Source organism: Lentzea atacamensis, assembly GCF_003269295.1.
GTDB lineage: Bacteria > Actinomycetota > Actinomycetes > Mycobacteriales > Pseudonocardiaceae > Lentzea > Lentzea atacamensis.
This window is the reverse complement of sequence record NZ_QLTT01000002.1, coordinates 725,259-752,238: the sequence shown is the minus strand read 5'-3', so window position 1 is coordinate 752,238 and position 26,980 is coordinate 725,259. Positions and strand designations below refer to the sequence as shown.

At 66.8% G+C, this 26,980-nt stretch carries 26 protein-coding genes; 9 read left to right on the top strand and 17 right to left on the bottom strand.

The features are described from left to right. Positions 1-18: 18 nt before the first annotated feature. Both rpsG and rpsL read right to left on the bottom strand, forming a co-directional pair. A complete protein-coding gene (rpsG, locus tag C8D87_RS12585; protein ID WP_109628785.1) occupies positions 19-489 on the bottom strand; it encodes a 30S ribosomal protein S7 in 471 nt (156 codons plus the stop codon). A 1-nt stretch (position 490) separates the two neighbouring features. Then, positions 491-865, bottom strand: coding sequence for a 30S ribosomal protein S12 (gene rpsL, locus C8D87_RS12580; RefSeq protein ID WP_030473471.1), 375 nt, complete (start codon positions 863-865; stop codon positions 491-493). Between the two features lie 1,018 nt (positions 866-1,883). Between rpsL and C8D87_RS12575 the strand changes: the two genes are divergently transcribed. From C8D87_RS12575 to C8D87_RS12545, 7 genes are all read left to right on the top strand, one after another. Beyond that, entirely contained in the window at positions 1,884-2,123 is a 240-nt protein-coding gene (locus C8D87_RS12575) for a hypothetical protein (protein WP_112226753.1), read from the top strand. Positions 2,124-2,135: 12 nt separating this feature from the next. Beyond that, entirely contained in the window at positions 2,136-2,345 is a 210-nt protein-coding gene (locus C8D87_RS12570) for a hypothetical protein (RefSeq protein ID WP_112226752.1), read from the top strand. Next, the gene (locus tag C8D87_RS12565; RefSeq protein WP_112226751.1) at positions 2,342-2,683 is read left to right on the top strand and encodes a hypothetical protein; all 342 of its coding nucleotides are present in this window, start codon (positions 2,342-2,344) and stop codon (positions 2,681-2,683) included. Before C8D87_RS12570 ends, C8D87_RS12565 begins: the two co-directional genes overlap by 4 nt. A 26-nt stretch (positions 2,684-2,709) precedes the next feature. Then, the gene (locus tag C8D87_RS12560; protein WP_215732292.1) at positions 2,710-3,534 is read left to right on the top strand and encodes a phosphotransferase family protein; all 825 of its coding nucleotides are present in this window, start codon (positions 2,710-2,712) and stop codon (positions 3,532-3,534) included. 39 nt (positions 3,535-3,573) lie between these two features. Then, positions 3,574-3,882 carry a TFIIB-type zinc ribbon-containing protein gene (locus C8D87_RS12555; RefSeq protein ID WP_109628794.1) on the top strand — a complete coding sequence of 103 codons (309 nt, stop codon included), beginning with the start codon at positions 3,574-3,576 and terminating at the stop codon, positions 3,880-3,882. An 88-nt stretch (positions 3,883-3,970) separates the two neighbouring features. After that, positions 3,971-4,417: a hypothetical protein gene (locus tag C8D87_RS12550; protein WP_109628796.1), complete on the top strand. Its 447-nt coding sequence runs from the start codon at positions 3,971-3,973 to the stop codon at positions 4,415-4,417. Beyond that, positions 4,414-4,851, top strand: a complete 438-nt coding sequence (locus C8D87_RS12545; RefSeq protein WP_109628798.1) for a hypothetical protein — start codon at positions 4,414-4,416, stop codon at positions 4,849-4,851. The genes C8D87_RS12550 and C8D87_RS12545 overlap by 4 nt, the downstream gene beginning before the upstream one ends. On the opposite strand, the gene C8D87_RS12540 is transcribed toward C8D87_RS12545, so the two are convergent. Continuing rightward, entirely contained in the window at positions 4,848-5,213 is a 366-nt protein-coding gene (locus tag C8D87_RS12540; protein ID WP_112226750.1) for a hypothetical protein, read from the bottom strand. The two genes, C8D87_RS12545 and C8D87_RS12540, sit on opposite strands and share 4 nt — an antisense overlap. A gap of 155 nt (positions 5,214-5,368) precedes the next feature. On the opposite strand from C8D87_RS12540, the gene C8D87_RS12535 reads away from it, so the two are divergent. Then, positions 5,369-5,635, top strand: coding sequence for a DUF4287 domain-containing protein (locus C8D87_RS12535; RefSeq protein ID WP_112226749.1), 267 nt, complete (start codon positions 5,369-5,371; stop codon positions 5,633-5,635). On the opposite strand, the gene C8D87_RS12530 is transcribed toward C8D87_RS12535, so the two are convergent. Beyond that, on the bottom strand, positions 5,632-6,210 hold the full coding sequence (locus tag C8D87_RS12530) for a TetR/AcrR family transcriptional regulator (protein WP_215732291.1): 579 nt from the start codon (positions 6,208-6,210) through the stop codon (positions 5,632-5,634). The genes C8D87_RS12535 and C8D87_RS12530 overlap by 4 nt on opposite strands. 81 nt (positions 6,211-6,291) lie before the next feature. Between C8D87_RS12530 and C8D87_RS12525 the strand changes: the two genes are divergently transcribed. Then, positions 6,292-7,410: a DUF418 domain-containing protein gene (locus tag C8D87_RS12525; RefSeq protein WP_233442048.1), complete on the top strand. Its 1,119-nt coding sequence runs from the start codon at positions 6,292-6,294 to the stop codon at positions 7,408-7,410. 362 nt (positions 7,411-7,772) lie between these two features. On the opposite strand, the gene C8D87_RS12520 is transcribed toward C8D87_RS12525, so the two are convergent. The 13 genes from C8D87_RS12520 to C8D87_RS12460 form a co-directional block, all read right to left on the bottom strand. Then, positions 7,773-11,669 carry a DNA-directed RNA polymerase subunit beta' gene (locus C8D87_RS12520; protein WP_109628806.1) on the bottom strand — a complete coding sequence of 1,299 codons (3,897 nt, stop codon included), beginning with the start codon at positions 11,667-11,669 and terminating at the stop codon, positions 7,773-7,775. Between the two features lie 104 nt (positions 11,670-11,773). Beyond that, the gene (gene rpoB / locus C8D87_RS12515) at positions 11,774-15,259 is read right to left on the bottom strand and encodes a DNA-directed RNA polymerase subunit beta (protein WP_109628808.1); all 3,486 of its coding nucleotides are present in this window, start codon (positions 15,257-15,259) and stop codon (positions 11,774-11,776) included. Between the two features lie 507 nt (positions 15,260-15,766). Continuing rightward, positions 15,767-16,567, bottom strand: a complete 801-nt coding sequence (locus tag C8D87_RS12510) for a hypothetical protein (RefSeq protein ID WP_146771692.1) — start codon at positions 16,565-16,567, stop codon at positions 15,767-15,769. 13 nt (positions 16,568-16,580) lie between these two features. After that, positions 16,581-17,081 carry a hypothetical protein gene (locus C8D87_RS12505; RefSeq protein WP_112226746.1) on the bottom strand — a complete coding sequence of 167 codons (501 nt, stop codon included), beginning with the start codon at positions 17,079-17,081 and terminating at the stop codon, positions 16,581-16,583. Further along, positions 17,081-18,310 (bottom strand): MCE family protein, encoded by a 1,230-nt coding sequence (locus tag C8D87_RS12500; RefSeq protein ID WP_112226745.1) that lies wholly within the window; start codon positions 18,308-18,310, stop codon positions 17,081-17,083. Before C8D87_RS12500 ends, C8D87_RS12505 begins: the two co-directional genes overlap by 1 nt. Next, positions 18,307-19,443: an MCE family protein gene (locus tag C8D87_RS12495; RefSeq protein ID WP_112226744.1), complete on the bottom strand. Its 1,137-nt coding sequence runs from the start codon at positions 19,441-19,443 to the stop codon at positions 18,307-18,309. Before C8D87_RS12495 ends, C8D87_RS12500 begins: the two co-directional genes overlap by 4 nt. Then, positions 19,440-20,606, bottom strand: a complete 1,167-nt coding sequence (locus tag C8D87_RS12490) for an MCE family protein (protein ID WP_211337093.1) — start codon at positions 20,604-20,606, stop codon at positions 19,440-19,442. Before C8D87_RS12490 ends, C8D87_RS12495 begins: the two co-directional genes overlap by 4 nt. Next, positions 20,603-21,604 carry an MCE family protein gene (locus C8D87_RS12485; protein ID WP_109632792.1) on the bottom strand — a complete coding sequence of 334 codons (1,002 nt, stop codon included), beginning with the start codon at positions 21,602-21,604 and terminating at the stop codon, positions 20,603-20,605. The genes C8D87_RS12490 and C8D87_RS12485 overlap by 4 nt, the downstream gene beginning before the upstream one ends. Next, positions 21,601-22,632, bottom strand: a complete 1,032-nt coding sequence (locus C8D87_RS12480; protein WP_112226743.1) for an MCE family protein — start codon at positions 22,630-22,632, stop codon at positions 21,601-21,603. Before C8D87_RS12480 ends, C8D87_RS12485 begins: the two co-directional genes overlap by 4 nt. Beyond that, positions 22,629-23,945 (bottom strand): MCE family protein, encoded by a 1,317-nt coding sequence (locus tag C8D87_RS12475; RefSeq protein WP_112226742.1) that lies wholly within the window; start codon positions 23,943-23,945, stop codon positions 22,629-22,631. Before C8D87_RS12475 ends, C8D87_RS12480 begins: the two co-directional genes overlap by 4 nt. Continuing rightward, positions 23,942-24,751 carry an MlaE family ABC transporter permease gene (locus C8D87_RS12470; RefSeq protein WP_086666435.1) on the bottom strand — a complete coding sequence of 270 codons (810 nt, stop codon included), beginning with the start codon at positions 24,749-24,751 and terminating at the stop codon, positions 23,942-23,944. Before C8D87_RS12470 ends, C8D87_RS12475 begins: the two co-directional genes overlap by 4 nt. Next, positions 24,751-25,536, bottom strand: a complete 786-nt coding sequence (locus tag C8D87_RS12465; protein WP_109628826.1) for an MlaE family ABC transporter permease — start codon at positions 25,534-25,536, stop codon at positions 24,751-24,753. The genes C8D87_RS12470 and C8D87_RS12465 overlap by 1 nt, the downstream gene beginning before the upstream one ends. Next, on the bottom strand, positions 25,533-26,588 hold the full coding sequence (locus C8D87_RS12460) for an ABC transporter ATP-binding protein (protein WP_109632794.1): 1,056 nt from the start codon (positions 26,586-26,588) through the stop codon (positions 25,533-25,535). The genes C8D87_RS12465 and C8D87_RS12460 overlap by 4 nt, the downstream gene beginning before the upstream one ends. Between the last annotated feature and the right edge of the window lie 392 nt (positions 26,589-26,980).

Here is a 26,980-nt window from a genome sequence, read left to right as displayed (position 1 = left end):
GCGGGGCCGGGCGTCACATCACCAGCGGTAGTGGGCGAAGGCCTTGTTGGACTCGGCCATCTTGTGCGTGTCCTCACGGCGCTTGACGCTCGCACCGAGACCGTTGCTCGCATCGAGCAGCTCGTTCATCAGACGCTCGACCATGGTCTTCTCACGGCGCTGCCGGGAGAAGGTGATCAGCCAGCGCAGCGCCAGCGTGGTCGCGCGGCCGGGCTTGACCTCGACCGGGACCTGGTAGGTCGCGCCACCGACGCGGCGGCTCTTGACCTCCAGGGCGGGCTTCACGTTGTCGAGCGCGCGCTTCAGCGTGACGACCGGGTCGGTGCCGGTCTTCTCGCGAGCACCTTCGAGCGCTTCGTAGACGATCTTCTCGGCCACCGAGCGCTTGCCGTCGACCAGCACCTTGTTGATGAGCTGGGTCACCAGCGGCGAGCTGTAGACCGGGTCGGAGATCAGCGGCCGCTTAGGGGCCGGTCCCTTGCGGGGCATCTCAGCTCTTCTCCTTCTTCGCGCCGTAACGGCTGCGAGCCTGCTTGCGGTTCTTCACACCCTGGGTGTCGAGAGAGCCACGGATGATCTTGTAACGAACACCCGGCAGGTCCTTCACACGACCGCCACGCACGAGCACCATCGAGTGCTCCTGGAGGTTGTGACCCTCACCGGGGATGTACGCCGTGACCTCGATACCGCTGGTCAGCTTCACGCGAGCGACCTTGCGCAGTGCGGAGTTCGGCTTCTTGGGGGTGGTGGTGTAAACGCGGGTGCACACACCGCGCCGCTGCGGCGAGCCCTTGAGGGCCGCCGTCTTCTGCTTCGCCACCTTGTCCTGGCGGCCCTTGCGGACCAGCTGCTGGATCGTTGGCATTCGCCGGCTGCTTCTTCCGTCTTTGCGGGTTCGCCTTGCGGTTCACCCTCGTGTTTCTTGATCCCTCTCTGCACCCGAGGTCGGGCGTGTCGCCCGCTCCCAAGGTCCGCAAGCAACAGTTCACGCCGACTACGGCTTCAACTGTCCCTGCGAGTGGAGGACACCACGGCCTCACGGGCACGCGGAGCGGCCCGACATGGGTCGGGCACGAGTAGCAAAGATACCCGCCCACGTCTACCTGGGTCAAAACGGGGGTACCGCACCAGCGCGTTCAGGGGCACCCGCGCCTCGCGATCCACGCTACCCGCGTGACGGAGAACGCACCCGATCCACCTTCGCCGCTCGCGCCCGGTGTTCGATGTGGACGGAGCCGCCGAAACGGGAGTACCGCGTCCGCTCATGCAGTGGACAACCAGAACGTGAAAGAGGATGTCGACGCTGCGCGCGGCGGCGACGTCACCCGATCGGACGGTCACCGTCGTGGCCGGACACGGCGGGTCGATCCTGAGCGTCGAGTTCAGACCAGAGGCACTGCGACTTTCGCCACAGGCGCTGTCCCGCGCGGTCACGACGGCGCAGTCCACCCGCGCGTCCGCGGAGCTCGTGCAGCGGTGCCCCGGCGACCAGGTCGACATCGCCGCGCGGGTGAACAAGGTGCAGGAGGACGTCTTCGGGCCGGCGCCAGCTGCCGCAGCCTCCGCCGATGCCGCCGGCTCCTCAGCAGCACCGGATGCCGCCGCCTTCTCCCGCCAGACCACAGCGGCAGGGACCGTCGCCGCGAGTGGAAGACGACGACGAGGGCTTCGGCTCGATCCTGCGCTGATCTTGCTGGAAGGCAGCGCGGCGTTGATGAAGACCGTGTACGACGTGGTGATGGACCTGATCGCGTCCCTGATCGAGTGGCCGATCATCACCTGGCTGGCCGCGCAGGCGGCCGCGGTGCCGCCCCTCGGCGCGTCGGAGGTGGCCGCCGAGGTCGCGGTGGCGACCACCAGGGTCGGCCGGATCGTGCAGCGGGGTGACCGCGGTGCTGCAGAAGATCGGCAAGGTCCTCAAGGTGCTGTCCGGCCGGCTCGCCGGTCCGAAGTGGTGGCGCAACACGGCCGAGAAGTTCGCCTGCAAGGACGCCATGGAGACGTTCCGCGGCGTCGACAAGGCCTGCATCGTCATCGGGACGGGCGGGTGGAAGGGCTCCGCGCAGCAGTTCGGCGAGGACGCGCTGACCAACGCCGGCATCAACCGCGAGCTCTCGATCTGACGGAAAGCGGTCATGACCTCTCCCGCCCAGCAGTGGCACCAGGAACACACGCAGCGGCACGCCGTCGGCAAGAGGCCGAAGATCACCAAGCTCGGGATCGTCGTGACGACGGTCTTCCTGGTCCGTCTCGGAGTGGTCGAGTACTTCTCGTTCCGCAACGACCCGCCATCGGTGACTGCGCGGAGGCGAGGAGCCAGTCGCGCGAACGGCTCGACTTCGTGAAGGCCGACTGCTCTGCCCCGCAGGCGATGCACCGGCTCGCGGCCTCGCCGCGGTCGTCTAGCCCGTCCAGCGACTACCTCGCCGACACGGGCAACCGGTCTCGCAAGAGCAAGAAGCAGTCGAAGGACTGCTACACGGGCAACGTGCGTGAGGGCGACTGCCTGACGCTGGCCGAGGTCGGTGAGTTCACGCTGTACCAACGAGTCGCGTGTGGACTGTCACCCAACAAGGTGACGAAGGTCGTGGCGGGCAAGGCGGACGAGAAGCTGTGCACCACCGGCGACGACTCGTACGTCTACTTGCAGCCCGCCTCGACCGTCTGCATCTCGAAGGTGTGAACCGAGGGACCTGATTCACTGTGGGTGTGGACGATCTGATCGCGGCGATGGCCTCGCTGACCGGCTCCTCCGCCGATCCCGAGGTGCTCGGCGGCGACCGCGGTGACGTCGTGGTGGTGCGCGTCGGCGACGTGGTGGCCAAGGCGCATCCCGCGGACACCGACGCGGAGGCGTTGCGGCAGCGGCTGGAGATCGCGGCGACACACCCCGAGCTGATGCTGCCGCCGCTGAAGCCGCTGCAGTTCGTGGACGACCGGCCGGTGACGGTGTGGCCGTACGGGACGCCGGTGAGCCAGGCGGATCCCGACGCGGCGCCGTGGGAGGAGAGCGCGGCGCTGCTCGCCAAGCTGCACGCGTTGCCCGTGCAGGGACCGGTGGCCGGCGCTCCGGAGCGGATCGTGCGCGCCATCCGGGCGTTGCCGCCGGGCCTGCCGCACGCGGACGTGGTGCTGCGCGCGTTCGAGGTGCTGCCGCCGCTGGACATGGCAGGGCAGGCGTTGATCCACGGGGACTGGCACCTCGGGCAGCTGGTGCACCGGGGTGCGTGGCGGCTCATCGACGTGGACGACCTGGGGGTGGGCGATCCGGTGTGGGACCTCGCGCGACCTGCGGCGTTGTTCGCGGCGGGCATCCTTCCGGGTGATCTGTGGGCGCGGTTCCTCAACACCTACCGTGAAACGGGGGGTGTGGCTCTGCCGACATCGGAGTGGGATGCCCTCAACATTCCGGCTCAGGCGTACGTTGTTCAGATGGCAGCGCGGGCACTAGTGACCGGTCTGCAAGCAGTGGAACCGCTGGTCGAAGCGTGTCATCGGATCATCGCGACGCACGACAACGGCGACCGCGGCTAATATCGTTTTTGTCCGGTCCCACCCAGGAGGCTCACCACGATGCAGTGTCCCAAGTGTCATGCGAACATGCGCACGTTCGACCGCATGGGCGTTCACATCGAGCAGTGCGACGGCTGCCGCGGGGTCTTCCTCGACTACGGCGAGCTCGAGTCGATCACTCGCCTCGAGGCCCAGATGCACACGCCGCCGCCCGCCGCGCCGGCCCCTCCGCCCGTCGCCTACCCGCAGCCGGTTCAGCCCGCCTGGGGCGCCGCGCCGCAGCAGGTCCACCACCACCACGGTGGTCACGGTTACGGCTACGGCCACCGCAAGCACAAGGGCCTCTCCGGCCTCTTCTTCTCCTCGTGACCGGTGACGGCCCCGGATCCCTGCTCCGGGGCCGTTGACGACTACCGAAAAACAGGGCGATAATCGGTAGTCAACGGGAGGAGTAGCCATGTCTGTCGCGACCGAGGCCGCCCTGATCCGGGATCTCTTCGAAACGATCGAGGAGATCGAGTCCGTGGCGTCATCCCTGGCAGAAGACGACGAACGCCGCCACAAGCTGGACGGCGTAGTGGCCCGCACCCTCCGCCAGGCCCCGCCCGTCCGCCCGGTGGTGGCCGGCGAACTGCTGGACCTCACCGAGAAGACCGTGAAGGCCTGGGCCCGCGAGGGCGTACTGGCCATCCACAGCCAAGAACCGCGCATGCTCCTCGACACCGTGCGCCTCCATGAGGTCCTTCACCTCGTGTCCGACCTCCGCCGCGCCGGCAAGACCCGCGGCCTCATCGACGAAGTCCACCGCCGCCTCAGCGACCAGTCCCTGCTCGACCGCAGCGACCTGGCCGCCTCCCTGGACGAGATGCGCAGCGGCAGGGGACGCGTGGTCCGCCAAGCTTGATCGAAGTCGTAGAAACCCACACCGCCCACGCCCAGGCCAACGGCCTCCGCGGCCGCGCCCGCGTGGCCTACGAACGCTTCCTGGACGAACTGGCCCACTCGGGCTGCGCCTCCCTGGGCTACCGCGTGACGGGCCCAGAACCACTCCCCCGCCTGTGCGTGAAGCACCTCCGCGGCGCCGACCGCGTGGTGGTCGCCTTCCCGTCCCCCGAAGTCGTGTGGGTCCTCCTGGTAGGTCCACACGACGACGACCCCGGACTGGACCTCTACGAGGCCCTCTACGAGATGGCCGGCGTACGCCCCCGCCTCTCCGAGAAGCGCACCAAGCCCCGCTGCTGCACCGACGAGTCCGGCGTCCCACCCCTGGTGGACGAGCACCTGGTGGACGACCTCGTGATCCGCGCCCGGGCCCTGGCCAGAGCCCGCCGCCGCTAGGGCTCCCGATCCAGCACGAACCCGTCAGCCACCGGGTCGTAGTGCAGGTACGGCATCTCGCTCGGGTCGAACCCCTCAAAGGTCAGCGCAACCGGCCGCCCGAACGCCTGCCCCAGCTCCCGCAGGAACGCACCGAGCAGGTCCAACCGCTCCTGTCCCTGAAGCTCCCGCACGTCGATGTCGAAGAGCACGTCATCGTCATCGGCCTCGAAGAAGTTGACCAGAAACCCCTCAGCAGGCCACACGGAGAACCTGACTTCGTCCTCCTCGCGCCGCCAGCCCTTCTCCCGCACGAATGCCACTACGGCCGCCCACGCCTCAGCTCCAGCACCGGCAACGTACCCGTCGTGCAACGGCGTCATCGGGGTCGAACCACTCGCGGACGTCACTCCACCTCAACTGCCGCATGCCCCCCATGGAAGCAGCCACCCACAACCGGATTCCACCGACAAAAAAAGTTGTCAAGACAGCCGAACTTGTCCTACGCTCGTCCCAGACACGAAGAACGGAGACCACGATGTCGTTCCAGGCCTACCTAGACGGAGCCGAGAAGAAGACCGGCAAGACCCCGGCCGACCTGCTGGCGGCAGCCACAGCGCACGGCTTCGACGTCACCACCAAGGCGACCGAGTTCCTCGACTGGCTCAAGAACGACTACGACCTGGGCCGGGGCCACGGCATGCCGCTCTACCAGATCTTCAAGCACGGCCCCGAAATCGCCGCCAAGTACGACAAGTCCCCCACCCCGGCACCGGTACGCCTGGACGGCCTGGCCAACCGCTAACCAACCCCCAGCGCAGGCAACAACGCCTCGTCCACGATCGCCGCAAGCTCCTCCGCAGTAGGCCTGCGATCCAGGTCGATCGCCAACTTGAAGACGAGCGCCTCACCGATCTGGGTGGTGATCGGCGTAAGCCGCTTCGGATCCACCTGCCCATTGGCCACGTAGTGCTGCAGCACCGTGGTGGTGAACGTCCCGCCCCGCGGGTCGAAAACCTTGCGGTACAAGGCCTCCGCCAGCTCCGGATAGCGGTGCCGCTCAGACGTGATCGCCAGCACCGCCCCCGCAGAGGCGGTCTGCATCCAGTCCGTCAGCAACGTCAGCGCCGCAATGAGATCCCCACGCAGGTCATTCGCTCCCGGCGAAGGCACCTCAACGGGACAGGTCTGCGCCAAGGCGTCGATCAACAGCTCATGGGTGGTGGCCCACCGCCGATACAGCACGGTCTTAGCAGTGCCCGCCCGGCGCGCGATGCCCTCCATCGTCAACTGCCCAAGCCCAGCCTCGCTCACCTCGGCAAGCACGGCCTCATGGATCGCACGAACAAGCGCCTCACCCCGCCGTCGTTCCGGCGTCACAGCCCACCTTCCCAAGCAAGAAACGGTGCCGTATCTTATCACCCCAATAAGCTACGTAACCGTATCTAACTGGGAGTCCAGGTGCTCACCCGAACCCGGCGCGCCCTAGCGCCTGACCTGGCACGCGGCGCGATGCTGCTGCTGATAGCGCTAGCCCACGCCCACATGTACCTCTCAGGCCACCCAACCGGCTTCCGCTCGTACGCAACCAACGGCAGCCCGCTAGACCTGCTGGTCACCGCCATACAGGTGACCCTCGTGGACGGCCGCGCCATGCCGATGTTCGCCGCGCTCTTCGGCTACGGCTTCGTACAGATCGCGAACAAGCAAACCGGCGAGTGGCCAACCATCCGCAAGCTGCTACGCAGGCGCAGCCTCTGGCTGCTGGCGTTCGGCGCCGCCCACGCCCTGCTGCTCTTCTTCGGCGACATCCTCGCGGCCTACGGCCTAGCCGGCCTCCTACTGGTGAACGTGCTCCGCTGGCGCGACCGCGCTCTGCTGACCTTCGCCGCCGCAGCCCTCATCCCCCTAGCCACCGTGATGACGTTCAACGCCATGCGCATCGCCGAGTTCGGCGGAGCATCGAACATGGCGGCCGCCGAAGACCCGCTCACCGCACTAGCCGAACGCCTGGCGATGTGGGGCGTGCTCACACCGTTGCTGTTGATCGACGTGGTCGTCCCGTTCGTGCTCGGCGTGTGGGCAGCACGACGAAAGCTGCTCACCGAACCCGATCGCCACCTCAACACCTTGCGCACCACCTCAGTCACCGGCATCGCAGTCGCCATCGCAGGTGGTCTCCCACTGGCCCTGATCGACGCCCAGGTGTGGCACAACGCCCTCGAAGTACCCGCCTACGTGGTGCACGGCCTAACCGGACTAGCGGGCGGACTCGGCTACGCGGCCCTGATGGGCCTGATCGCAGCCCACACCACAACGCCCGGCCCAGTGCTGACGGCACTGGCCGCCTGCGGCCAACGGTCAATGACCTGCTACCTGCTGCAATCCGTGGTCTTCGTGGCCGTGTTCGTGCCATACGCCGGAGGCCTGGGCACAAAACTGGGCACGGCAGAAGCCTCCGCCATAGCCATCTGCACCTGGCTGGCCACCGTGGTGTTCGCCGAAGCCCTACGCCGCCAAGGCAAACAAGGCCCAGCAGAAACCCTCCTGCGGCAACTCACGTACAAACCAAGGCCCTAAGCCCAAGCGAAGGCGAAGCCGAGCCCGCTTTTAGCAACGCTGGCCGCCGTGGGGTGGGTCCCGTCACGAGTCGTACCTGATCGTTGGCCGCGCCTGGCTCGCTCCGGTGCGGCTCGTGATGGGATCCGCCCCACGCAAACGCAACCCGCCTACGCAACCGCAAGCCGCCCAAGCCAACAGGCGTGCCATCAACCCACGCGCTGCGCTGGCCGGGTCCTTGATCAGATTGGCGGGGTCCGGGGCGGAGCCCCGGGAAAACCCACCCAACCGCAGCGTCCGGTGCCAACCCGCCCATCTGCGGACAAACAGAAACGGCCCCCAGAAGCCAAAGCTCCCAGGGGCCGTTCCCTCAGACCGAACGACTAGCGGTAGTCCCGCCCAAAGTCGTAGTCGTCCAACGGCACCGCAGCACCAGTCCCAGTCCCGAAGACGTCAGGCGTGTAGTACCCGTCGTCGTAAGAAGGAATCGCGTAGGCCGCAGCCCGCGCCTCCTCAGTCGGCTGAACCTGGATGTTCCGGTACCTGTTGATACCCGTACCAGCCGGGATCAACTTACCGATGATCACGTTCTCCTTCAGACCGATGAGCTTGTCCGAACGCCCGTTGATGGCAGCGTCGGTCAGCACACGAGTGGTCTCCTGGAACGACGCCGCGGACAGCCACGAGTCGGTCGCCAGCGAGGCCTTCGTGATACCCATCAGCACCGGACGACCGGCAGCCGGCTCGCCACCCTCGGCGACGACAGCGCGGTTGCCCGACTCGAAGTCGGCACGCTCGACCAGCGAACCCGGCAGGAACTCGGTCGCGCCGGAGTCGATGATCGTGACCCGGCGGAGCATCTGCCGGACGATGACCTCGATGTGCTTGTCGTGGATGGCCACACCCTGGGCGCGGTACACCTTCTGCACTTCCTGCACCAGGTGCAGCTGGGCCTCGCGCGGGCCCATGACGCGCAGGACCTCGTGCGGGTCCGGAGTACCTTCCAGCAGCTGCTGACCGACGTGCACGTGGTCGCCGTCCTGCAGCGGGCCGGTCGCCGTGTTGGCGAGACGCTGACGCTTGGACAGCTTCTCGAACACGATCTCCTCGGAGCCGTCGTCCGGGATCAGCGTGATCTTCCAGAAGCGGTCGCCGTCCTCGATGCGGACGCGGCCGTCGACGTCGGCGATCGGCGCCTTGCCCTTCGGGACGCGGGCCTCGAAGAGCTCCTGGACACGGGGCAGACCGGTCGTGATGTCGTCACCGGCCACACCACCCTGGTGGAACGTACGCATCGTCAGCTGCGTACCGGGCTCACCGATCGACTGGGCGGCGACGATGCCGACGGCCTCGCCGACGTCGACCAGCTTGCCGGTCGCCATCGAACGGCCGTAGCAGGACGCACACACACCGACGGCCGACTCACAGGTCAGCACCGAGCGGACCTTCACGCGGACGATGCCCGCCTCGACCAGCGACTGCAACGCCGGGTCGCCGAGGTCGTCGCCGCGGTTCAGGATCAGGTTGCCCTGCGCGTCGTGGATGTCCTCCGCGACCGTGCGGGCGTAGACCGACGTCTGCGCGAACTCGTGCAGGCCGACCTTGTCGCCCAGCTGCTCGCCGACGGTCATCTGCACACCACGGGTGGTGCCGCAGTCGACCTCGCGGATGATGACGTCCTGCGAGACGTCCACCAGACGACGGGTCAGGTAACCCGAGTCGGCGGTACGAAGCGCGGTGTCGGCCAGACCCTTGCGGGCACCGTGCGTCGCGATGAAGTACTCCAGCACCGACAAGCCCTCGCGGAACGAGTTCTTGATCGGGCGCGGGATGTACTCACCCTTCGGGTTGGTGACGAGACCACGCATACCCGCGAGCGAACGGACCTGCGTCATGTTGCCGGCGGCGCCGGACTGCACGATGACGCGGATCGAGTTGTCCTCGGGGAAGTTGTCTTCCATGATCTCGTGGACCTGCTCGGTGGCCTTGGTCCACACCTTGACCAGCTCGGAGTTGCGCTCCTCGTGGGAGAGCTGACCGCGCTGGTAGCGCTTCTCCACCGCGTCCGCGAGGCGCTCGTGCTCCTCGAGGATGTCCTGCTTCGCGGCGGGGACGAGGACGTCCGAGATCGCGACGGTCACGCCGGAACGGGTGGCCCAGTAGAAACCGGCGTCCTTCAGCTTGTCCAGCGTCCGGGCGACGGTGACCATCGGGTACCGCTCGGCGAGGTCGTTGATGATCACGGCCTGCCGCTTCTTGGGCATGACCTCGTTGATGAAGGCGTAGTCCTGCGGCAGGATCTCGTTGAACAGCACGCGACCCAGCGTGGTCTCCGCGAGCCACGGCTGACCGGGCTCCCAGCCCTCCGGCTCCTGACCCTTCGGCGGGTTCTTGTCGGAGACGCGGATCTTGACCATCGCCTGCAGGCCCAGGACCTTGCGGTCGAACGCCATCAGGGCTTCGGCCGGGGACGAGAAGAAGTGGCCCTCGCCGATGTCGCCGGCCTTGTGCCGGGTCAGGTGGTACAGACCCGTCACCATGTCCAGACGCGGCATGGCCAGCGGCTTGCCGGACGCCGGGGACAGGATGTTGTTCGACGACAGCATCAGGACGCGGGCCTCGGCCTGCGCCTCAGCCGACAGCGGCAGGTGAACAGCCATCTGGTCACCGTCGAAGTCGGCGTTGAACGCCTCACAGACCAGCGGGTGCAGCTGGATGGCCTTGCCCTCGACCAGCTGCGGCTCGAAGGCCTGGATGCCGAGGCGGTGCAGCGTAGGAGCACGGTTGAGCAGCACCGGGTGCTCGGTGATGACCTCTTCCAGCACGTCCCACACGGCCGGGCGCGCACGCTCGACCATCCGCTTGGCGGACTTGATGTTCTGCGCGTGGTTGAGGTCCACGAGCCGCTTCATCACGAACGGCTTGAAGAGCTCCAGCGCCATCTGCTTGGGCAGACCGCACTGGTGCAGCTTGAGCTGCGGGCCGACCACGATGACCGAACGGCCGGAGTAGTCGACGCGTTTGCCGAGCAGGTTCTGGCGGAACCGGCCCTGCTTGCCCTTCAGCAGGTCGGACAGCGACTTCAGCGGGCGGTTACCGGGACCGGTGACCGGGCGGCCGCGGCGGCCGTTGTCGAACAGCGCGTCGACGGCCTCCTGCAGCATCCGCTTCTCGTTGTTGACGATGATCTCGGGCGCGCCGAGGTCGATCAGTCGCTTCAACCGGTTGTTGCGGTTGATGACGCGGCGGTACAGGTCGTTCAGGTCGGAGGTCGCGAAGCGGCCACCGTCGAGCTGCACCATCGGGCGCAGGTCCGGCGGGATGACCGGAACGCAGTCCAGCACCATGCCCTGCGGGTTGTTGCGGGTCGCCTGGAAGGCGGCAACGACCTTGAGGCGCTTGAGCGCACGCAGCTTCTTCTGGCCCTTACCGCTGCGGATCGTCTCGCGCAGGATGTCGGCCTCGGCGTCGACGTCGTAGTCACCCAGCAGCTTCTGGATGGCCTCGGCGCCCATGGCACCGGTGAAGTAGTCGCCGTAGCGGTCGTACAGCTCGCGGTAGAGCAGCTCGTCCGCGATCAGCTGACCGCGGTCGAGCTTGGTGAAGGTGCTCCAGATCTCGTCGAGCCGGTCCAGCTCGCGCTGGGCACGGTCGCGGAGCTGGCGCATCTCGCGCTCGCCGCCCTCCTTGACCTTGCGGCGGACGTCGGACTTGGCGCCCTCCGCCTCCAGCTCGGCCAGGTCGGCTTCCAGCTTCTGGGCACGCGCCTCGACGTCCGCGTCACGGCGGTTCTCGACGCGCTTGCGCTCGACCTGCATCTCGCTCTCGAGCGTGGGCAGGTCGTTGTGGCGCAGCTCGCCGTTCACGCCGACGATGACGTAGGCGGCGAAGTAGATGATCTTCTCGAGGTCCTTGGGGGCCAGGTCGAGCAGGTAGCCCAACCGGCTGGGAACGCCCTTGAAGTACCAGATGTGCGTGACCGGAGCGGCGAGCTCGATGTGGCCCATGCGCTCACGACGCACCTTCGCACGGGTCACCTCGACGCCGCAGCGCTCACAGATGATGCCCTTGAAGCGCACGCGCTTGTACTTGCCGCAGTAGCACTCCCAGTCCCTGGTGGGACCGAAGATCTTTTCGCAGAACAAGCCGTCCTTCTCAGGCTTGAGCGTGCGGTAGTTGATGGTCTCGGGCTTCTTGACCTCGCCGTAGGACCACTGGCGGATGTCGTCCGCGGTCGCGAGACCGATGCGGAGCTCATCGAAGAAGTTGACGTCGAGCACGTCTACTCTCTTCCCCTTTTTAGATCGGTGGCAGCAGGAGCTGGTCGGATAGGTCAGGGAGCGCTACGCGGGAGGCATTGCGCTCCCTGACCCGAGCGAGGTGACTAGTTGACGACGTCGTCCACGGAGGGCGACTCGGACCGCGACAGGTTGATGCCGAGGTTCGCGGCCGCGCGCTCCAGGTCTTCGTCGTCGCCGTCGCGCATCTCGATCGCGGCACCGTCCGAAGACAGGACCTCGACGTTGAGGCACAGCGACTGCAGCTCCTTGAGCAGCACCTTGAAGGACTCCGGGATACCGGGTTCCGGGATGTTCTCGCCCTTGACGATGGCCTCGTAGACCTTCACGCGGCCGAGCACGTCGTCGGACTTGATCGTGAGCAGCTCCTGCAGGGTGTATGCGGCGCCGTACGCCTGCATCGCCCAGCACTCCATCTCACCGAAACGCTGACCACCGAACTGCGCCTTACCACCCAGCGGCTGCTGCGTGATCATCGAGTACGGGCCGGTCGAACGCGCGTGGATCTTGTCGTCGACCAGGTGCAGCAGCTTGAGGATGTACATGTAGCCGACCGACACCGGGAACGGGTACGGCTCGCCGGAGCGACCGTCGAAGAGCTGAGCCTTGCCGTTCTCCTTGACCATCCGCTCACCGTCGCGGTTCGGGATGGTCGAGCCCAGCAGACCCGTGATCTCCTCTTCCTTCGCGCCGTCGAACACCGGCGTCGCCGTCCGGGTGTTCGGCTCGACGTCGTACAGCTCCTCGGGCAGGTTCTTCGCCCAGTCCGGGTCGCCGTTGATGCTCCAGCCCTGCTTGGCGATCCACCCGAGGTGGGTCTCCAGCACCTGGCCGATGTTCATACGACGCGGCACACCGTGCGTGTTCAGGATGATGTCGACCGGCGTGCCGTCCTCGAGGAACGGCATGTCCTCGACGGGGAGGATCTTGCCGATGACGCCCTTGTTGCCGTGGCGGCCGGCGAGCTTGTCACCGTCCTGGATCTTGCGCTTCTGGGCCACGTAGACGCGGACGAGCTCGTTCACGCCCGGAGGCAGCTCGTCGTCGTCCTCACGCGAGAAGACGCGGATGCCGATGACCTTGCCGTACTCACCGTGCGGCACCTTGAGCGAGGTGTCGCGGACCTCGCGCGCCTTCTCACCGAAGATCGCGCGGAGCAGGCGCTCCTCGGGGGTCAGCTCGGTCTCACCCTTGGGCGTGACCTTGCCGACGAGGATGTCGCCGGGCTGCACCTCGGCACCGATGCGGATGATGCCGCGCTCGTCGAGGTCGGCGAGGACCTCCTCGGAGACGTTCGGGATGTCCCGCGTGATCTCCTCGGCACCGAGCTTCGTGTCGCGGGCGTCGATCTCGTGCTCCTCGATGTGGATCGAGGTCAGGACGTCGTCCTGGACGAGACGCTGCGACAGGATGATCGCGTCCTCGTAGTTGTGGCCTTCCCACGGCATGATCGCCACGAGCAGGTTCTTGCCGAGCGCCATCTCACCGTTCTCGGTGCACGGCCCGTCGGCCAGGACCTGGCCCTCCTGCACCCGGTCGCCCTCGTTGACGATGGGCTTCTGGTTGATGCAGGTGCCCTGGTTCGAGCGACGGAACTTGTGCAGCGCGTAGGTGTTGCGCGCACCGTCGTCGGCCATGACGGTGATGTAGTCGGCGGAGACCTCCTCGACCACACCGGTCTTCTTCGCGACGACGACGTCACCGGCGTCGACCGCGGCACGCAGCTCCATGCCGGTGCCGACCAGCGGCGACTCGGAACGCAGCAGCGGCACGGCCTGACGCTGCATGTTCGCACCCATCAGGGCGCGGTTCGCGTCGTCGTGCTCGAGGAACGGGATCATGGCGGTCGCGGCCGACACCATCTGGCGCGGCGAGACGTCCATGTAGTCGACGTCCATCGGGTCGATGAACTCGACCTCGCCGCCCTTCTTGCGGACCAGGACGCGGTCGTCGGTGAAGTTGCCCTCGTCGTCGGTCGGCGAGTTCGCCTGCGCCTTGACGAAGCGGTCTTCCTCGTCCGCGGTCAGGTAGTCGATCTGGTCGGTGACCCGGCCGTCGGTGACCTTGCGGTACGGCGTCTCGATGAAGCCGAACGGGTTGACCCGCGCGTACGACGAGAGCGAACCGATCAGACCGATGTTCGGGCCTTCCGGCGTCTCGATCGGGCACATGCGGCCGTAGTGCGACGGGTGGACGTCGCGGACCTCCATGCCGGCCCGCTCACGGGACAGACCACCGGGACCCAGCGCCGACAGGCGGCGCTTGTGGGTCAGACCCGCGAGCGGGTTGGTCTGGTCCATGAACTGCGACAGCTGCGAGGTGCCGAAGAACTCCTTGATCGCCGCCACGACGGGACGGATGTTGATCAGGGTCTGCGGCGTGATGGCCTCGACGTCCTGCGTGGTCATGCGCTCGCGGACGACGCGCTCCATGCGGGACAGACCGACGCGGATCTGGTTCTGGATCAGCTCGCCGACGGTGCGCAGACGACGGTTGCCGAAGTGGTCGATGTCGTCGACCTCGACGGGAACCTCGGTGCCGTTGGCGCCGTCCATCATCGTCTCGCCCGCGTGCAGGCGGACCAGGTACTCGATCGTCGTGACGATGTCGTCCTCGGTCAGCACACCGGTGTTGATCTCGGTGTCCAGGCCCAGCTTCTTGTTGACCTTGTAACGGCCAACCTTCGCCAGGTCGTAGCGCTTGTCCTTGAAGAACAGGTTCTCCAGCAGGGCCTGCGCGGACTCCTTCGTCGGCGGCTCGCCAGGACGCAGCTTGCGGTAGATGTCGAGCAACGCCTCGTCGGTACCCGCGGTGTGGTCCTTCTCGAGCGTGGTCAGCAACGTCTCGCTGAACGCGAACCGCTCGCGGATCTGCTCGGTGCTCCAGCCCAGAGCCTTCAGCAGCACCGTCACCGGCTGGCGACGCTTGCGGTCGATGCGGACACCCACGGTGTCGCGCTTGTCGACGTCGAACTCCAGCCAGGCACCCCGGGACGGGATGATCTTGACGCTGAAGACGTCCTTGTCCGTCGTCTTGTCGACCGCGGTGTCGTAGTAGACACCAGGCGAACGCACGAGCTGCGAGACAACCACGCGCTCGGTGCCGTTGATGATGAACGTGCCCTTGTCCGTCATCATCGGGAAGTCACCCATGAACACCGTCTGGCTCTTGATCTCGCCAGTGGTGTGGTTGGTGAACTCCGCCGTGACGAACAGCGGTGCCGCGTACGTCATGTCCTTGTCCTTGCACTCTTCGGTCGAGGCCTTGACCTCGTCGAAGCGCGGGTCGGAGAAGGACAGTGACATGGAGCCGGAGAAGTCCTCGATCGGCGAGATCTCGTTGAGAACCTCTTCGAGACCACTCGTCGGGGTCTCGTCGCCGGCGTCGACGCGGCGCTGGAACCACGCCTCGTTACCGGTGAGCCATTCGAAGGACTGGATCTGCAGGTCGAGCAGGTTGGGCGTCGAGAGCGGCTCGTGAATCTTTGCGAACGAGACGCGCTTCGGCGCTCCAGGGATCCCCGACGTGGAGTTGGTCGCAGCAGTGGCCTTGGTCGCGCGAGAGATCGCCAAGATGCGTCCTTCCAGGGACAGGTAGCTGGCTAGAGCGAACTAGCACGGCTGTCAAGGGTGCGGCGATGCCCGACTAATCCACGCTCTCGGCGAAGGGCAAGCGGAAAATGGGCAGCGCAAAGGGGCAGTCTAGCCACGCGCACGGCGACTGTCGAGAGGCACCTGGAAGGACCCTCCTCTTGCTCACCGACAGAGTGACCCCGCATGAGCGCGCAGTCAAGATGTGGACGGCCGATCCACTCTCTGGATGGAGCGCCTATCACCGTCTGTCACCCAATTGACCTGCATAAACACGCGTGCGGCCGATTTGGTGGGAAGTTGGCGGCGTTCAAGCGGTCTTACAGAGCGCCACGGGAATTGTGTGACTGAGATCACGCGTGTCGGGGCTGGCGGAGGGGGTATTTCGAGTGCTTCCAGGGTTCCCTGAGAGTTGTTGATCTTAGTCCACCGCGATCGGCGGGCCGACACCGGCCCGGGCCAAACGACCGAGCGCGCGGCCGGTGTCCGTCAGCAGTTCTGGAGCTGCTGGTTCTGCTCGGCGGTCGCGCCGAACATCTCCATGTTGTCGATCTTCCACCGGCCACCGGAGTCCACGGCGCTGACGCGGAGCATGGCGGTGCCGCCGCCCGACTGGTTGTCGGTGGTGCGGGTGGTGACCTGGTCGGCGAAGACCAGGACGGTGGCGTGGCCGTCCTTGAGCGACGACACGGCGGAGGAGACGACGCGGACGGTCACGACCAGCTTCTGCTCGGGCGCGACCTTCTTCACCGGGCCGAACACGGCGTTGTACTGGCAGAGGGCCTTGCCGGTCAGCAGTTCGCGGGCGGCCTTCTCGGTGGACTCGACGTCGGCGAAGTTGTAGGAGAAGGACTTCTCCACGGCCTCGCGGACCTGGCCGTTCACCGCCGAGGTGGTCGCTGAGTCGACCAGGGCGGCGTCGTAGGACACCGAGCGGGACTTGAGCAAAAAGAACGTGCCGAGGCCGCCGAGCAGCACCGCGACCGCGAGCAGGGCGACCGGCAGCACCCAGCCGGTCCTGGCGGCAGCGGCGTAGTGCGCCGGGTCGAACTTCACGGCCTCCGGCTGCTTCGGCTCCTTCGAGGGCTTCGGCTGCTTCGCGGCCGGGGGCGTCCACTCGACCGCCGTCGGCGCCTTCAACTCCTCCGGCTCCTCCACGGCCTCCGGAACCACGGCCTCGGCAGCCTCGACGGGCTCGTCGGGAGCCGTGGTGCGGCGGTGCAGGCCGGCCACCTTGGGGCGGCCGCCGGCGGGCGGCGTGGGGATGGGGCGGCGGCGGGATGGGGGCACGAGCTCAGTCCAATCAGACGCCCGCCCGCAGCGGGCCCAGCTGGCTCAGCTTCCAGCCGTCCTCGGTGCGGGTGAGCTTGGTCAGGTACCGGTTGATCTTGGTGACCTTCTGGCCGTTGTCCGGGGTCACGGTGCTCTCGACCACGGCGATCATCGACGCGGTGCCCGCGCGGTCGTCGAGTTCGGTGATGGCGGAGTCGAGGACCTTCGACGACGTCACGGACTTGGCGTCGACCAGCTGCTTCTTGCGCGAGTCCTTGTCCTTGTCGATCTCGGCGCGCAGCTCGCCGGTCGACGAGTTGAGCCAGCGCTGCAGGTCCTCGTCGACCTTCTTGTAGTCGAGGGTCAGGAAGTTCGTGATGCCCACCTGGCCGGAGCGCAGGGCCTCGTCGCGCGTCGCGGCGAACTCCGACTCCGACGAGTGCGACGCCGAGTACCAGGCCACGCCGAAGTACGCGGCGTACCCGAACGTCAGCACCGCCAGGACCACGGCCACCACCGTGAAGATCCGCACTACTTCTTCTCCTCTGGCAAACCCAGCAGCTGGCCCAGCGACGTCAGCAGCGGCAGCTCCGGGGCCGTCTGCTGGCCGGCCGGCTCCTGCCCCGGCTGCGTCGTCGCGTTGCCCACCGGTGTCGTCGGCGTTCCACCGTACGGAGCATTCTGCGAGCCTCGCACCGATGTCGCCGAACCGCGCGCGAGAGCGCAGTACGCCTGAGTGTTCAGCGGCGCGGCGGAGGTGTCACTACCAGGGCGGATGGTCGTGCCCTCGTAACCGACGGTGCAGGGCATGGGATCGAACACGTTCAGCGCGAGGCCGAAGTGCGCGGTGCCGTCACCCGGCGCCACGGTGAAGCCACCACCGACGGCGAGGGGGTACGTCACCGCGATCTGCTCCAAACCATCACGCCTGGTCACGAGGATGTTCGCCGTGGTCAGCAGGTTCGCGAACACCACGCCGAGGTTCGGCCCGCTCTCCTTCAGCAGCGCCGACACCTGCTCCGACGCCGGCGGCACCGCGACGATCAACCGGCGCAGGTCGCCGTCGGACGCCTTCAGCTGCTCCGCGATCAACCTCAGGTCACCGCTGAACGAGCGGATCGCACCGCCCTGCGCGGCCTGCGTGGCCAGCACGATCTTGCCGTCCTTGAGCAGCTGCGTCGTCTGCGGCAGGTGCTCGGAGGCAGCCGCCGTGAACGCCGCGGTGTTGTCGATCAGCACCTGCAGGTCGCCACCGGTACCGCTGAACGCGGTGTGCAGTTCGTCGACGACGGTCTTCAGCGAATCAGTCGGCACCGACGACGCGAACGCGTCCAGGTTCGACAGCAGGCCGTCGACCGGCGGCGGCGTCTTGGTGGCCGAACGCGGGATGACCGACCCGGCCTCCAGGTACGGCCCGTTGTCGTTCTTCGGCCGCAGGTCCACGAACTGCTCACCGACGGCCGACCGGTTCGCGACCACGGCCTCGGTCGACGCCGGCACGCGCGGCGCGTCCGCGTCCAGCTCCAGGTCGACCTCGATGCCGTCGGCGGTCAGCCGCAGCTGCCCGACCCGGCCGATCGTCACACCGCGGTACGTGACCTCGGCGTTGGTGAAGATGCCGCCGGAGTCGGCGAGCTGCATCGTCACGACCTTCGACGACGACCGGAACAGCCCGACGTAGTTGGCGCTCACGTACGAGATGCCCAGCAACGCGACGAGCACGAACGCCACGATCTTGAACTTGGTGCCCCGCGTGATCACTTGCGACCACCTCCCAGGAGGCCGCCGAGGACGTCGCCCAGCGCGGACCCGGTTCCCTGTCCCAGGTTCGGCAGCGGGATGTTCGGCATCGGCAACGGCGTGCCCTGGCTCGGGACGTGGCCGTCCAGCGGGGACTGCCGCGACCGGCCCAGGTTGTCCAGGATCGTGCCGAGGTTGAGGTCGAGGTCGGCGTAGAGGTTCGTGTAGTCGCCCTTGATGCCGTCGACCGCCGCGTCCGGGAACGGGTAGGTCAGCAGCAGCTCGAGCGCCTTCGGCAGGTTCTGCCCCGACTCCGCGAGCTTCTGCAACGTCGGCTGCAGTGCCTTCAGGTCCGCCACGATGTCGTCCCTGCTCTTGTTCACCGTGTCCGTCGCGACGTCGGAGAGCTTGTCCAGCGACTTCAGCAGCGTCACGAGCTGCGTGCGCTGCTCGGCGATCACCCGCAGGCCGGGTTCCAGGTCCGTCAGCGCCACCGCGATCTTCTCCCGCTGCTGGGCCAGGGTCCCGGCCAGCCGGTTGATCGAGTCGAGCGCGCGGACGATCTCCGCCTTGTGCTTGTCGAGCTCTCCGACGAACGTGTTCAGGTTGCCCAGCAACGAACGGATCTCCTGCTCGTTGCCCTCCAGCGCGGCGTTGAGCTCCTTGGTGATGTTCTGCAGCTGCGCCACACCACCACCGTTGAGCAGCATCGACAACGCGCCGAAGACCTCTTCGACCTCGGGGTTGCGGTTCGTCTTCTCCAACGGGATCACGGCGTTGTCCGCGAGCTTTCCGCTGGCGTCCTTGGGCTTGCCGAGCTCGACGAACTTCTCGCCCAGCAGCGCCGACTGCCTCAGCTTCGCGAACGCGTTGGCCGGCAGCTGCACGTCACCGTTGACCAGCATGGTGACCTCGGCCGTCCAGCCGTCACCGGCCAGGTCGATCCTCTCGACCCGCCCGACCGGCACGTCGTTGACCTTCACGCCGGCCTGCGGCACGAGGTCCAGGACGTCCTTGAACTGCGCCTTGACCCGGTACGGGTGGTCACCGACGTCGGCGCCGCCGGGCAGCGGCAGGTTGTAGACGCCGTCGAACCCACCGGAGCCACAGCCGGCGAGAACGAGAGCTGAGAGCACGATCGCGAGCTTCTTCACCGCGGCACCCCCGCGACCGGCAGGGGCAGCGGCAGCTTGCCCGCGTTGAGATCGCTGATCACCTGAGCGGGCGAGCTCAGCGGAACCGCACCGGACAGGATCGGCTCCAGCTGCTTGCACGTCTGCGCGAGCACCGGCGGCACGTTGTTCGGCGTGGCCTGCTGCACCAGCTTGCAGATCAGCACGATCGGCGGCTGGTTCAGCTCGTTGATGTTCGCGCGGGTGTCGAGCGTGCCGGACGCCGCGTTGTAGGAGTTCTGCAGGTTGCCCAGCGCCAGCGGAGCCACGTCGAGCGTCTCTGCCAGCGCGGCCCGCTGGTTCACCAGCACCTGCGTGATCGACGCGAGCTTGTCCACATTGGACTTCAGCACCTCGCGGTTGTCCTTGATGAAGCCCTGCACCTGCTGCAGCGCGGTCGCCAGCTCGTTCAGCGCGGCACCGAGGTCACCGCGCTCGTCGGCGAGCAGCTTGCTCACGTCCGCGAGCTGCCGGTTGAAGTCCCGGACCTGGCTGTCGTTCGCGGCCAGCATCGCGGTGAACTTCTGCAGGTTGTCGACGGTCGCGAACAGATCCTCCTTGGACCCCGACAGCGTCCGCGTGGCCTGGCCGAGGTTCTTCAACATGTCGTTGAGCGCCTGGCCGTTGCCCTCGAGGTTCTTCGCCGCCGAGTTCAGCAGGTCCGCCAGGGCCCCGTCGGCGTTCGCGCCGTTCGGTCCCAACGCGGTCGTGAGCTTGTCCAGCGACTGGTAGAGCTCGTCCAGCTCGACCGGCGTCGCAGTGCGCTCGCGCGGGATCACTGCGTTGTCGCCCATCGTCGGCCCACCGGTGTAGGCGGGCGCGAGCTGCACGTACCGGTCGCTGACCACGCTCGGGGCGACCACGACGGCCTGCGCGTTCTCAGGGATCCGCACCGAGCGGTCGACGGTGAACACGACCCGCACGGTCTTGCCCTCCGGCACGACCTCGTCGATCGTGCCGACCTTCACGCCGAGCACGCGCACGTCACCGCCGGGGTAGACGCCGACGGCCGCGGCGAAGTGCGCGGTCACCTTGCGCTCGTTCATGCCGGAGAAGATCCACCACAGCGCCGCCGTCACGACCAGCGCGAGCACGCAGCCCATCGCGATCAGGCGGCCGACCTTGGTGTTCGCTGCCGTTGTCATCGCTGCACCCCCGGAGGCAGGCAGCCTTCCTCGTTGAACCCGACGACGCCGAGGTTCACCGAGGGCGGCAGCAGACCGCAGATGTAGGTGTCGAACCAGCGCCCGTTGCCCAGGGTGTTCGCGAACACCCGGTAGAACGGCGCCATCAGCGCGAGGCTGCGGTCGAGGTTGTCCTGGTTGCGCTGCAGGATCGTGGTGACCCTGCCGAGCTGCTCCAGCGCAGGCTTGAGCTGGTTCTGGTTGTCCTGCACCAGACCGCTCAGCTCCCGCGCCAGGTCCCGCGTCCCGGTCAGCAACGCGCTGATCGCCTCCCGCCGCTTGCGCAGCTCGCCGAGCAGCAGGTTGCCGTCGGAGAGGAGCTTCTCGAACTCGGAGTTGCGGTCGGCCAGCGTCTTGCTCAGCTGCCTGGTGTTCTCCAGCAGCTTGGCCAGCTGCTGGTCACGCGAGGAGATCGTCTTCGAGAGCGCGGACAGACCGTCCAGCGCGCCCCGGACGTGCTCCGGCGAGTTCTTGAAGGTGTCCGACAGCACGGTGAAGCTGTCCGCCAGCTGCTTGGTGTCGATCTGGCCGACGGTCGTCGCGAGCCCGTTGAACGCCTCGTTCACGTCGTACGGCGCGAGAGTGCGCTCCTTGGGGATCGGGTCGCCCGGCGACAGCGGCTGGGAGCCCTGCGGGTCGAGCGACAGGAACTTCTGCCCCAGCAACGTCTTGATGCGGATCATCGCGGTCGTCCGGTCGCCCACCCAGGCGTCCTTGACCTTGAACGTGACCCGCACGCGGTCGCCGTTCAGCCTCACCTTGGTGACCTTGCCGACCTTCACGCCGGCGACGCGGACCTCGTTGCCGGGCACGAGTCCCGCGGCCTCGCTGAAGTCCGCGGCGTAGCTCGTGCCACCGCCGACGATCGGCAGGTCGTCCGAGTAGAACGCGGCCAGCAAGAGCAGGGCGATCAGTGTCAGGCTGATCGCGCCGGTCCTGATCGGGTTGCGCTGTTTCATCGGCGGCACCTCTGCTGTGTCACCGGCAACGCCGTGATCGGAATCGGGTCCTTGATGACCGGCGGAACCGCGATCTGACCGGTTCCCTCGCACAGGAAGAAGTTGAACCACGAGCCGTAGGTCGCGGTCCTCGTGATCGTCTCCAGCTTGTTCGGCAGCCGCTGCAGCATGCCGTCGACGAGCTGTTCGTTGTCCGCCAGCGTCTGCGAGACCAGGCCGAGCTGCGCGATGTCGTTCTTCAGCGGCTCGCGGCCCTGCTCCAGCAGGCCTGCCGTGGCGTTGGTCAGGTCGCCGAGCGCGGTGATCGCGTCACCGATCGGCTGGCGGTCCTGGGCGAGCCCGGACACCAGCTGCTGCAGCGTGATCACGAGGTTGTTGAAGTCCTCGTCACGCGAGTTCACGGTGTCCAGCGCGGTGTTGAGGTTGTCGACGACCTCGCCGATCACCTTGTCCTTGCTCGCCAGCGTGCTGGTCAGTGACGCCGTGTGCTTGAGCAGGCTGTCGATCGTGCTGCCTTCTCCCTGCAGCACCTGGATGATCTCGAACGACAGCTTGTTCACGTCCTCCGGCGACAGCGCCTGGAAGAGCGGCTTGAAGCCGTTGAACAGCACGGTGAGATCCAGCGCGGGCTTGGTGCGCTCCAACGGGATCGTGCCACCTTCCGGCAGCACCGCCTTGGTGTCGCCGGTGCCGGCTTCGAGCGCGATGTACCGCTGTCCCACCAGGTTGCGGTACTTGATCGTCGCGATGACCGACGCGGGCAGCTTGCGGTCGCCGTCGATGGAGAAGTCGACCTCGGCGGTCTTGCGGTCGACAACCTTGATCTCGTCGACCTGCCCGACGCGCACACCGGCGATGCGGATGTCGTCACCCTCGTTCAACGCGGTGACGTCGGTGAACCTCGCCTTGTAGTCCGTGGCACCGGCCAGGTTCACGTTGGCGATGGTCACCGCGAGCAGCGTCGTGGCGAGGATCGTGACCACCGCGAAGGTGATCAGCTTGACCAGCGGGGCGAGCACTCCCCTCACTTGACCGTCACCTCCGTTCCGCGGACGAGCGGCCCGAGCAGCAGGCTCGACCAGCTGGGCATGTCACGCGGGTCCATGCCGAGCTGCGGCCCGTAGAGCGCCGCGATCAACCTGGCTTCCTCCGGCGAGTTGGCGAGCCTGAGCACGTCCTGCGCCGACGACGTGGAGGTGTTGCCGGCGTTGGCGGGCGGCAGGATCCCGTCGTTCGCGACGCGGGCGGGCGGCGGCGAGCTGGAGCCGTCCTGCACCGGTCCCTCCGGCGGGTACTGCGGGAACGGGTTCGGCCGCGGCACGATGTCGTAGCAGCGGGGACCGCGCTTGTCCCTGTACTCGGGCTCGTCGAGGTTCGGCTTGTACTTGCCGCGGTTCTGCGTGATCTCCAGCGTGATGTGCAGGCCGGGCTCGTTCGTGCCCTCGCCGAACGCCTTGCTGATGATCGGTTCGAACTCAGCGAGTCCCTTGAGCAGACAGGGGTACTCGGGCGCGTACTTGGCCAGCAACTCCAGCGTCGGGCGGCTGGTGTCGGCCAGCGAGATGATGTTGTTCTTGTTGACCGTGACGAAGCTGGTGAGGTCCTGCGACGTCGTGGTCAGCGACCCGTACAGCGCCAGCAGGTTGTCGCGCTGCTCGACGACGGTCTTGGTCGTCGTGGTCATGTCGTTGAGGGCCTGCAACAGATCCGGCGCGGCGTCGGCGTAGACGTTCGAGACGTCCGCGAGCTTGGAGATGTTCTCCTTCAAGGCGGGCAGGTGCGGGTTGAGCTCACCGAGGTAGGCGTCCAGCGACACGAGCGTCTGGCCGAGCGGCTTGCCGCGCCCGTCCAGCGCCTGCGACAACGCGGTCAGCGTGGTGGCGAGCTTCTCCGGCTGGATCGCCTGCAGCACCGGCATCAGGTTGTCGAGCACGCGTTCCAGCTCGATCGCGCTGCTGGAGCGGTCCTGCTCGATGACCGCGCCCTCCTGGATCGCGCCGCTCTTCTGCTGCGGCAGCACCAGGTTCACGTACCGCTCGCCGAACAACGTCTTGGGCAGCAACCGCGCGCTGACGTTGGAGGGAATCTGGTTCACCTTGTCCGGCAGCAGCGCGAGCTCGAGCTCGGCACCGTTCCCGCTGGTGCGAACAGCCTTCACCGAGCCGACGATGAGCCCGCGCACCTTGACGTCGCTGGCCGTCTGCAGCTGGTTGCCGATGTGGTCGGTCTTGAGCGTGACCTTCACGTAGTCGCCGAAGACGTCCTTGTACAACGCCACCGTGAGCGACAGGAACATGGCGATCGCGAGAATGAAGGCGATGCCCAGCACGCGTTTCCTCATCCCGCGATCCTCACCGTCGTCGTGGCACCCCAGATCGCGAGGCTCAGGAAGAAGTCGAGCAGCGCCGTCGTGACGATCGCGGTCCGCACCGCCCGCCCGACAGCCACACCGACACCCGCCGGCCCGCCGCTCGCGCGGTAGCCGTAGTAGCAGTGGGTCATGATGATCACGACCGCGAAGACCAGCACCTTGCCGAACGACCAGAGCACGTCGATCGGAGGTAGGAACAGGTTGAAGTAGTGGTCGTACGTGCCCGCCGACTGCCCGTAGAACTCGACAGTGATCGTCCGCGCCGCGAGATAACTGGTCAGCAGCCCGATCACGTACAGCGGGATGATCGCGACGAACCCGGCGATGATCCGCGTGGTGACGAGGAAGGGCAGGCTGGGAATACCCATGACCTCGAGCGCATCGATCTCCTCGGAGATCCGCATGGCACCGAGCTGCGCCGTGAAGCCCGACCCCACCGTCGCCGACAACGCGAGCCCGGCCACGAGCGGCGCGATCTCACGCGTGTTGAAGTACGCGGACACGAACCCGGCGAACGCCGACGTGCCGATCTGGTTCAGAGCCGTGAAGCCCTGCAGACCCACCACCGTGCCGGTGAAGACACTCAGCCCGACCATCACACCGATCGTGCCACCGATGACCGCGAGCGCCCCCGACCCGAAGCTGACCTCGGCCAGCAGCCGCATCGTCTCCTTCGAGTACCGCTTGAGCGCACGAGGCGTCCAAGCCAGCGCCTTGATGTAGAACGCCAGCTGGTCGCCGAACCCGTCCAGAGTGGACAACGCCTTGTTCGCCATCAGCTCCCCTTCGCGGGCACGACCTGCAGGTAGATCGTGGTGAGGACGAAGTTGACGAAGAACAACAGCAGGAACGTGATGACCACGGCCTGGTTCACCGCGTCGCCCACGCCCTTCGGCCCACCGGCGGGGTTGAGCCCCCGGTACGCCGCGACGATGCCGGCGATGAACCCGAAGATCAGCGCCTTGATCTCACTGATCCACAGGTCCGGCAGCTGCGCCAACGCGCTGAAGCTCGCCAGGTAAGCACCGGGCGTGCCGTCCTGCATGATCACGTTGAAGAAGTAGCCGCCCAGCACACCGACGACGCTCACCATGCCGTTGAGCAGCACGGACACCAGCATCGCCGCCAGCACCCGCGGCACGACCAGCCGCTGGATCGGGCTGACGCCGAGCACTTCCATGGCGTCGATCTCTTCGCGAATCTTCCGCGACCCGAGATCCGCACAGATGGCCGAACCACCGGCACCCGCGATCAACAGCGCCGTCACGATCGGACTGGCCTGCTGAATGATCGCCAGCACGCTGGCCGCGCCCGTGAAGCTCTGCGCACCGATCTGCCGGGTCAAGCTCCCGAGCTGCAACGCGATGACCGCGCCGAACGGAATCGACACCAGCGCCGTCGGCAACACCGTCACGCTGACGATGAACCAGCTCTGCTGGATGAACTCACGCAGCTGGAACGGCCGCTTGAACGACGTCCGCACGACGTCGATCCCTAGCTGGCACAGCTTCCCCGTCTCCCGCAGCGCCCCAGCGCCGGGGAAAGTCGTCTGCGTGCTCACAGCACACCACCACGACGCGGCCAGGGGCTGGGCGTAGGAGCCGCAGCGTGCACGTTGTACCGCACCAAATCGTCCGGCGTCAGGCTGGCGATGATCCCCTGCTGCGCCTCGTGGGGCAGCTGGTGAATGATCGACATGACCCGGTCCTTGCGCCGCCGCACAGCGTCGCGGAACGGCAACCCGGGCGTCGGCTCCAACTGCGGCACAACCCCGCGCATGTCCTCGTCCGGCGACCCGTCCGAATGCCCGGCATCCGCATGCGCCTGCTCGGCGGCCATGGTGGCCTGGTCCTTCTCCTCGGACATGCCGATGGGCCCGAGCCGCCGCCCGTTCAAGAACTGCTCGACAACAGGCTCATCGCTGGTCAACAACACCTCACGAGGCCCGAACATGACCAACTCGCGCCGGAACAACATCCCGAGGTTGTCCGGCACGGTCCGAGCAATGTTGATGTTGTGCGTGACGATCAGAATCGTCGCGTCGATCTGCGCGTTGAGGTCGATCAACAACTGACTCAGGTACGCCGTGCGCACCGGATCAAGCCCGGAGTCCGGCTCGTCGCACAAAATGATCTCGGGGTCGAGCACCAGCGCCCGCGCCAGCCCAGCACGCTTGCGCATACCGCCGGAGATCTCACCGGGGAGCTTCTTCTCCGCACCGACGAGACCGACCATCTCCATCTTCTCGAGCACAATCCGCCGGACCTCAGCCTCGGTCTTGCGGGTGTGCTCCCTCAACGGAAACGCGATGTTGTCGTACAGGTTCATCGACCCGAACAACGCACCGTCCTGAAACAGCACGCCGAACATCTTCCGAATCTCGTAAAGCCGGTGCTCAGAACACCGCACAAGATCCGTCCCGTTGATGACGATCTTGCCCTTCTCCGGCTTGAGCAGCCCCACCAGCGACTTCAGGAACACGCTCTTGCCGGTACCGGACGGCCCGAGCATCACGCTGACCTCACCCGGAGGCAGCGTGAGCGTGACGTCCTGCCAGATGGTCTGCTTGCCGAAGGACTTGGTCAGACCCTCGACGACCACCTCGACGCCCATCCGCACCTCCGCACACGCCCAAGACGCCGTGGCGATCGGCGTCACACTGGGGCAACGAGTTCGTTCGCGGCAGGTTACTCACCAGTTGGCCTAACGGCGGTTGCGTTCCGATAACGGCACGCAGGGTGACCTCGCAAAACGGTCAGCCACACCTGAACCACTCCCCGACAACCGGGAAATTCCAGCTCAGTGTGACAACCAGCACACCAGCACAAACGCCAAAACACCACCCAGCGCAACCACAGGCAAAAGCGATGGCGAAGCCGAGCTGCTTTGAACGACGCGGGCCGCCGTGGGGTGGGTCCCGTCACCGCAACCACCTACGCAACCGGGAGACGACCCACGAAACCGACGCGGACCCCCAAAAAACACAAAAACGGGCGTGCACCCCC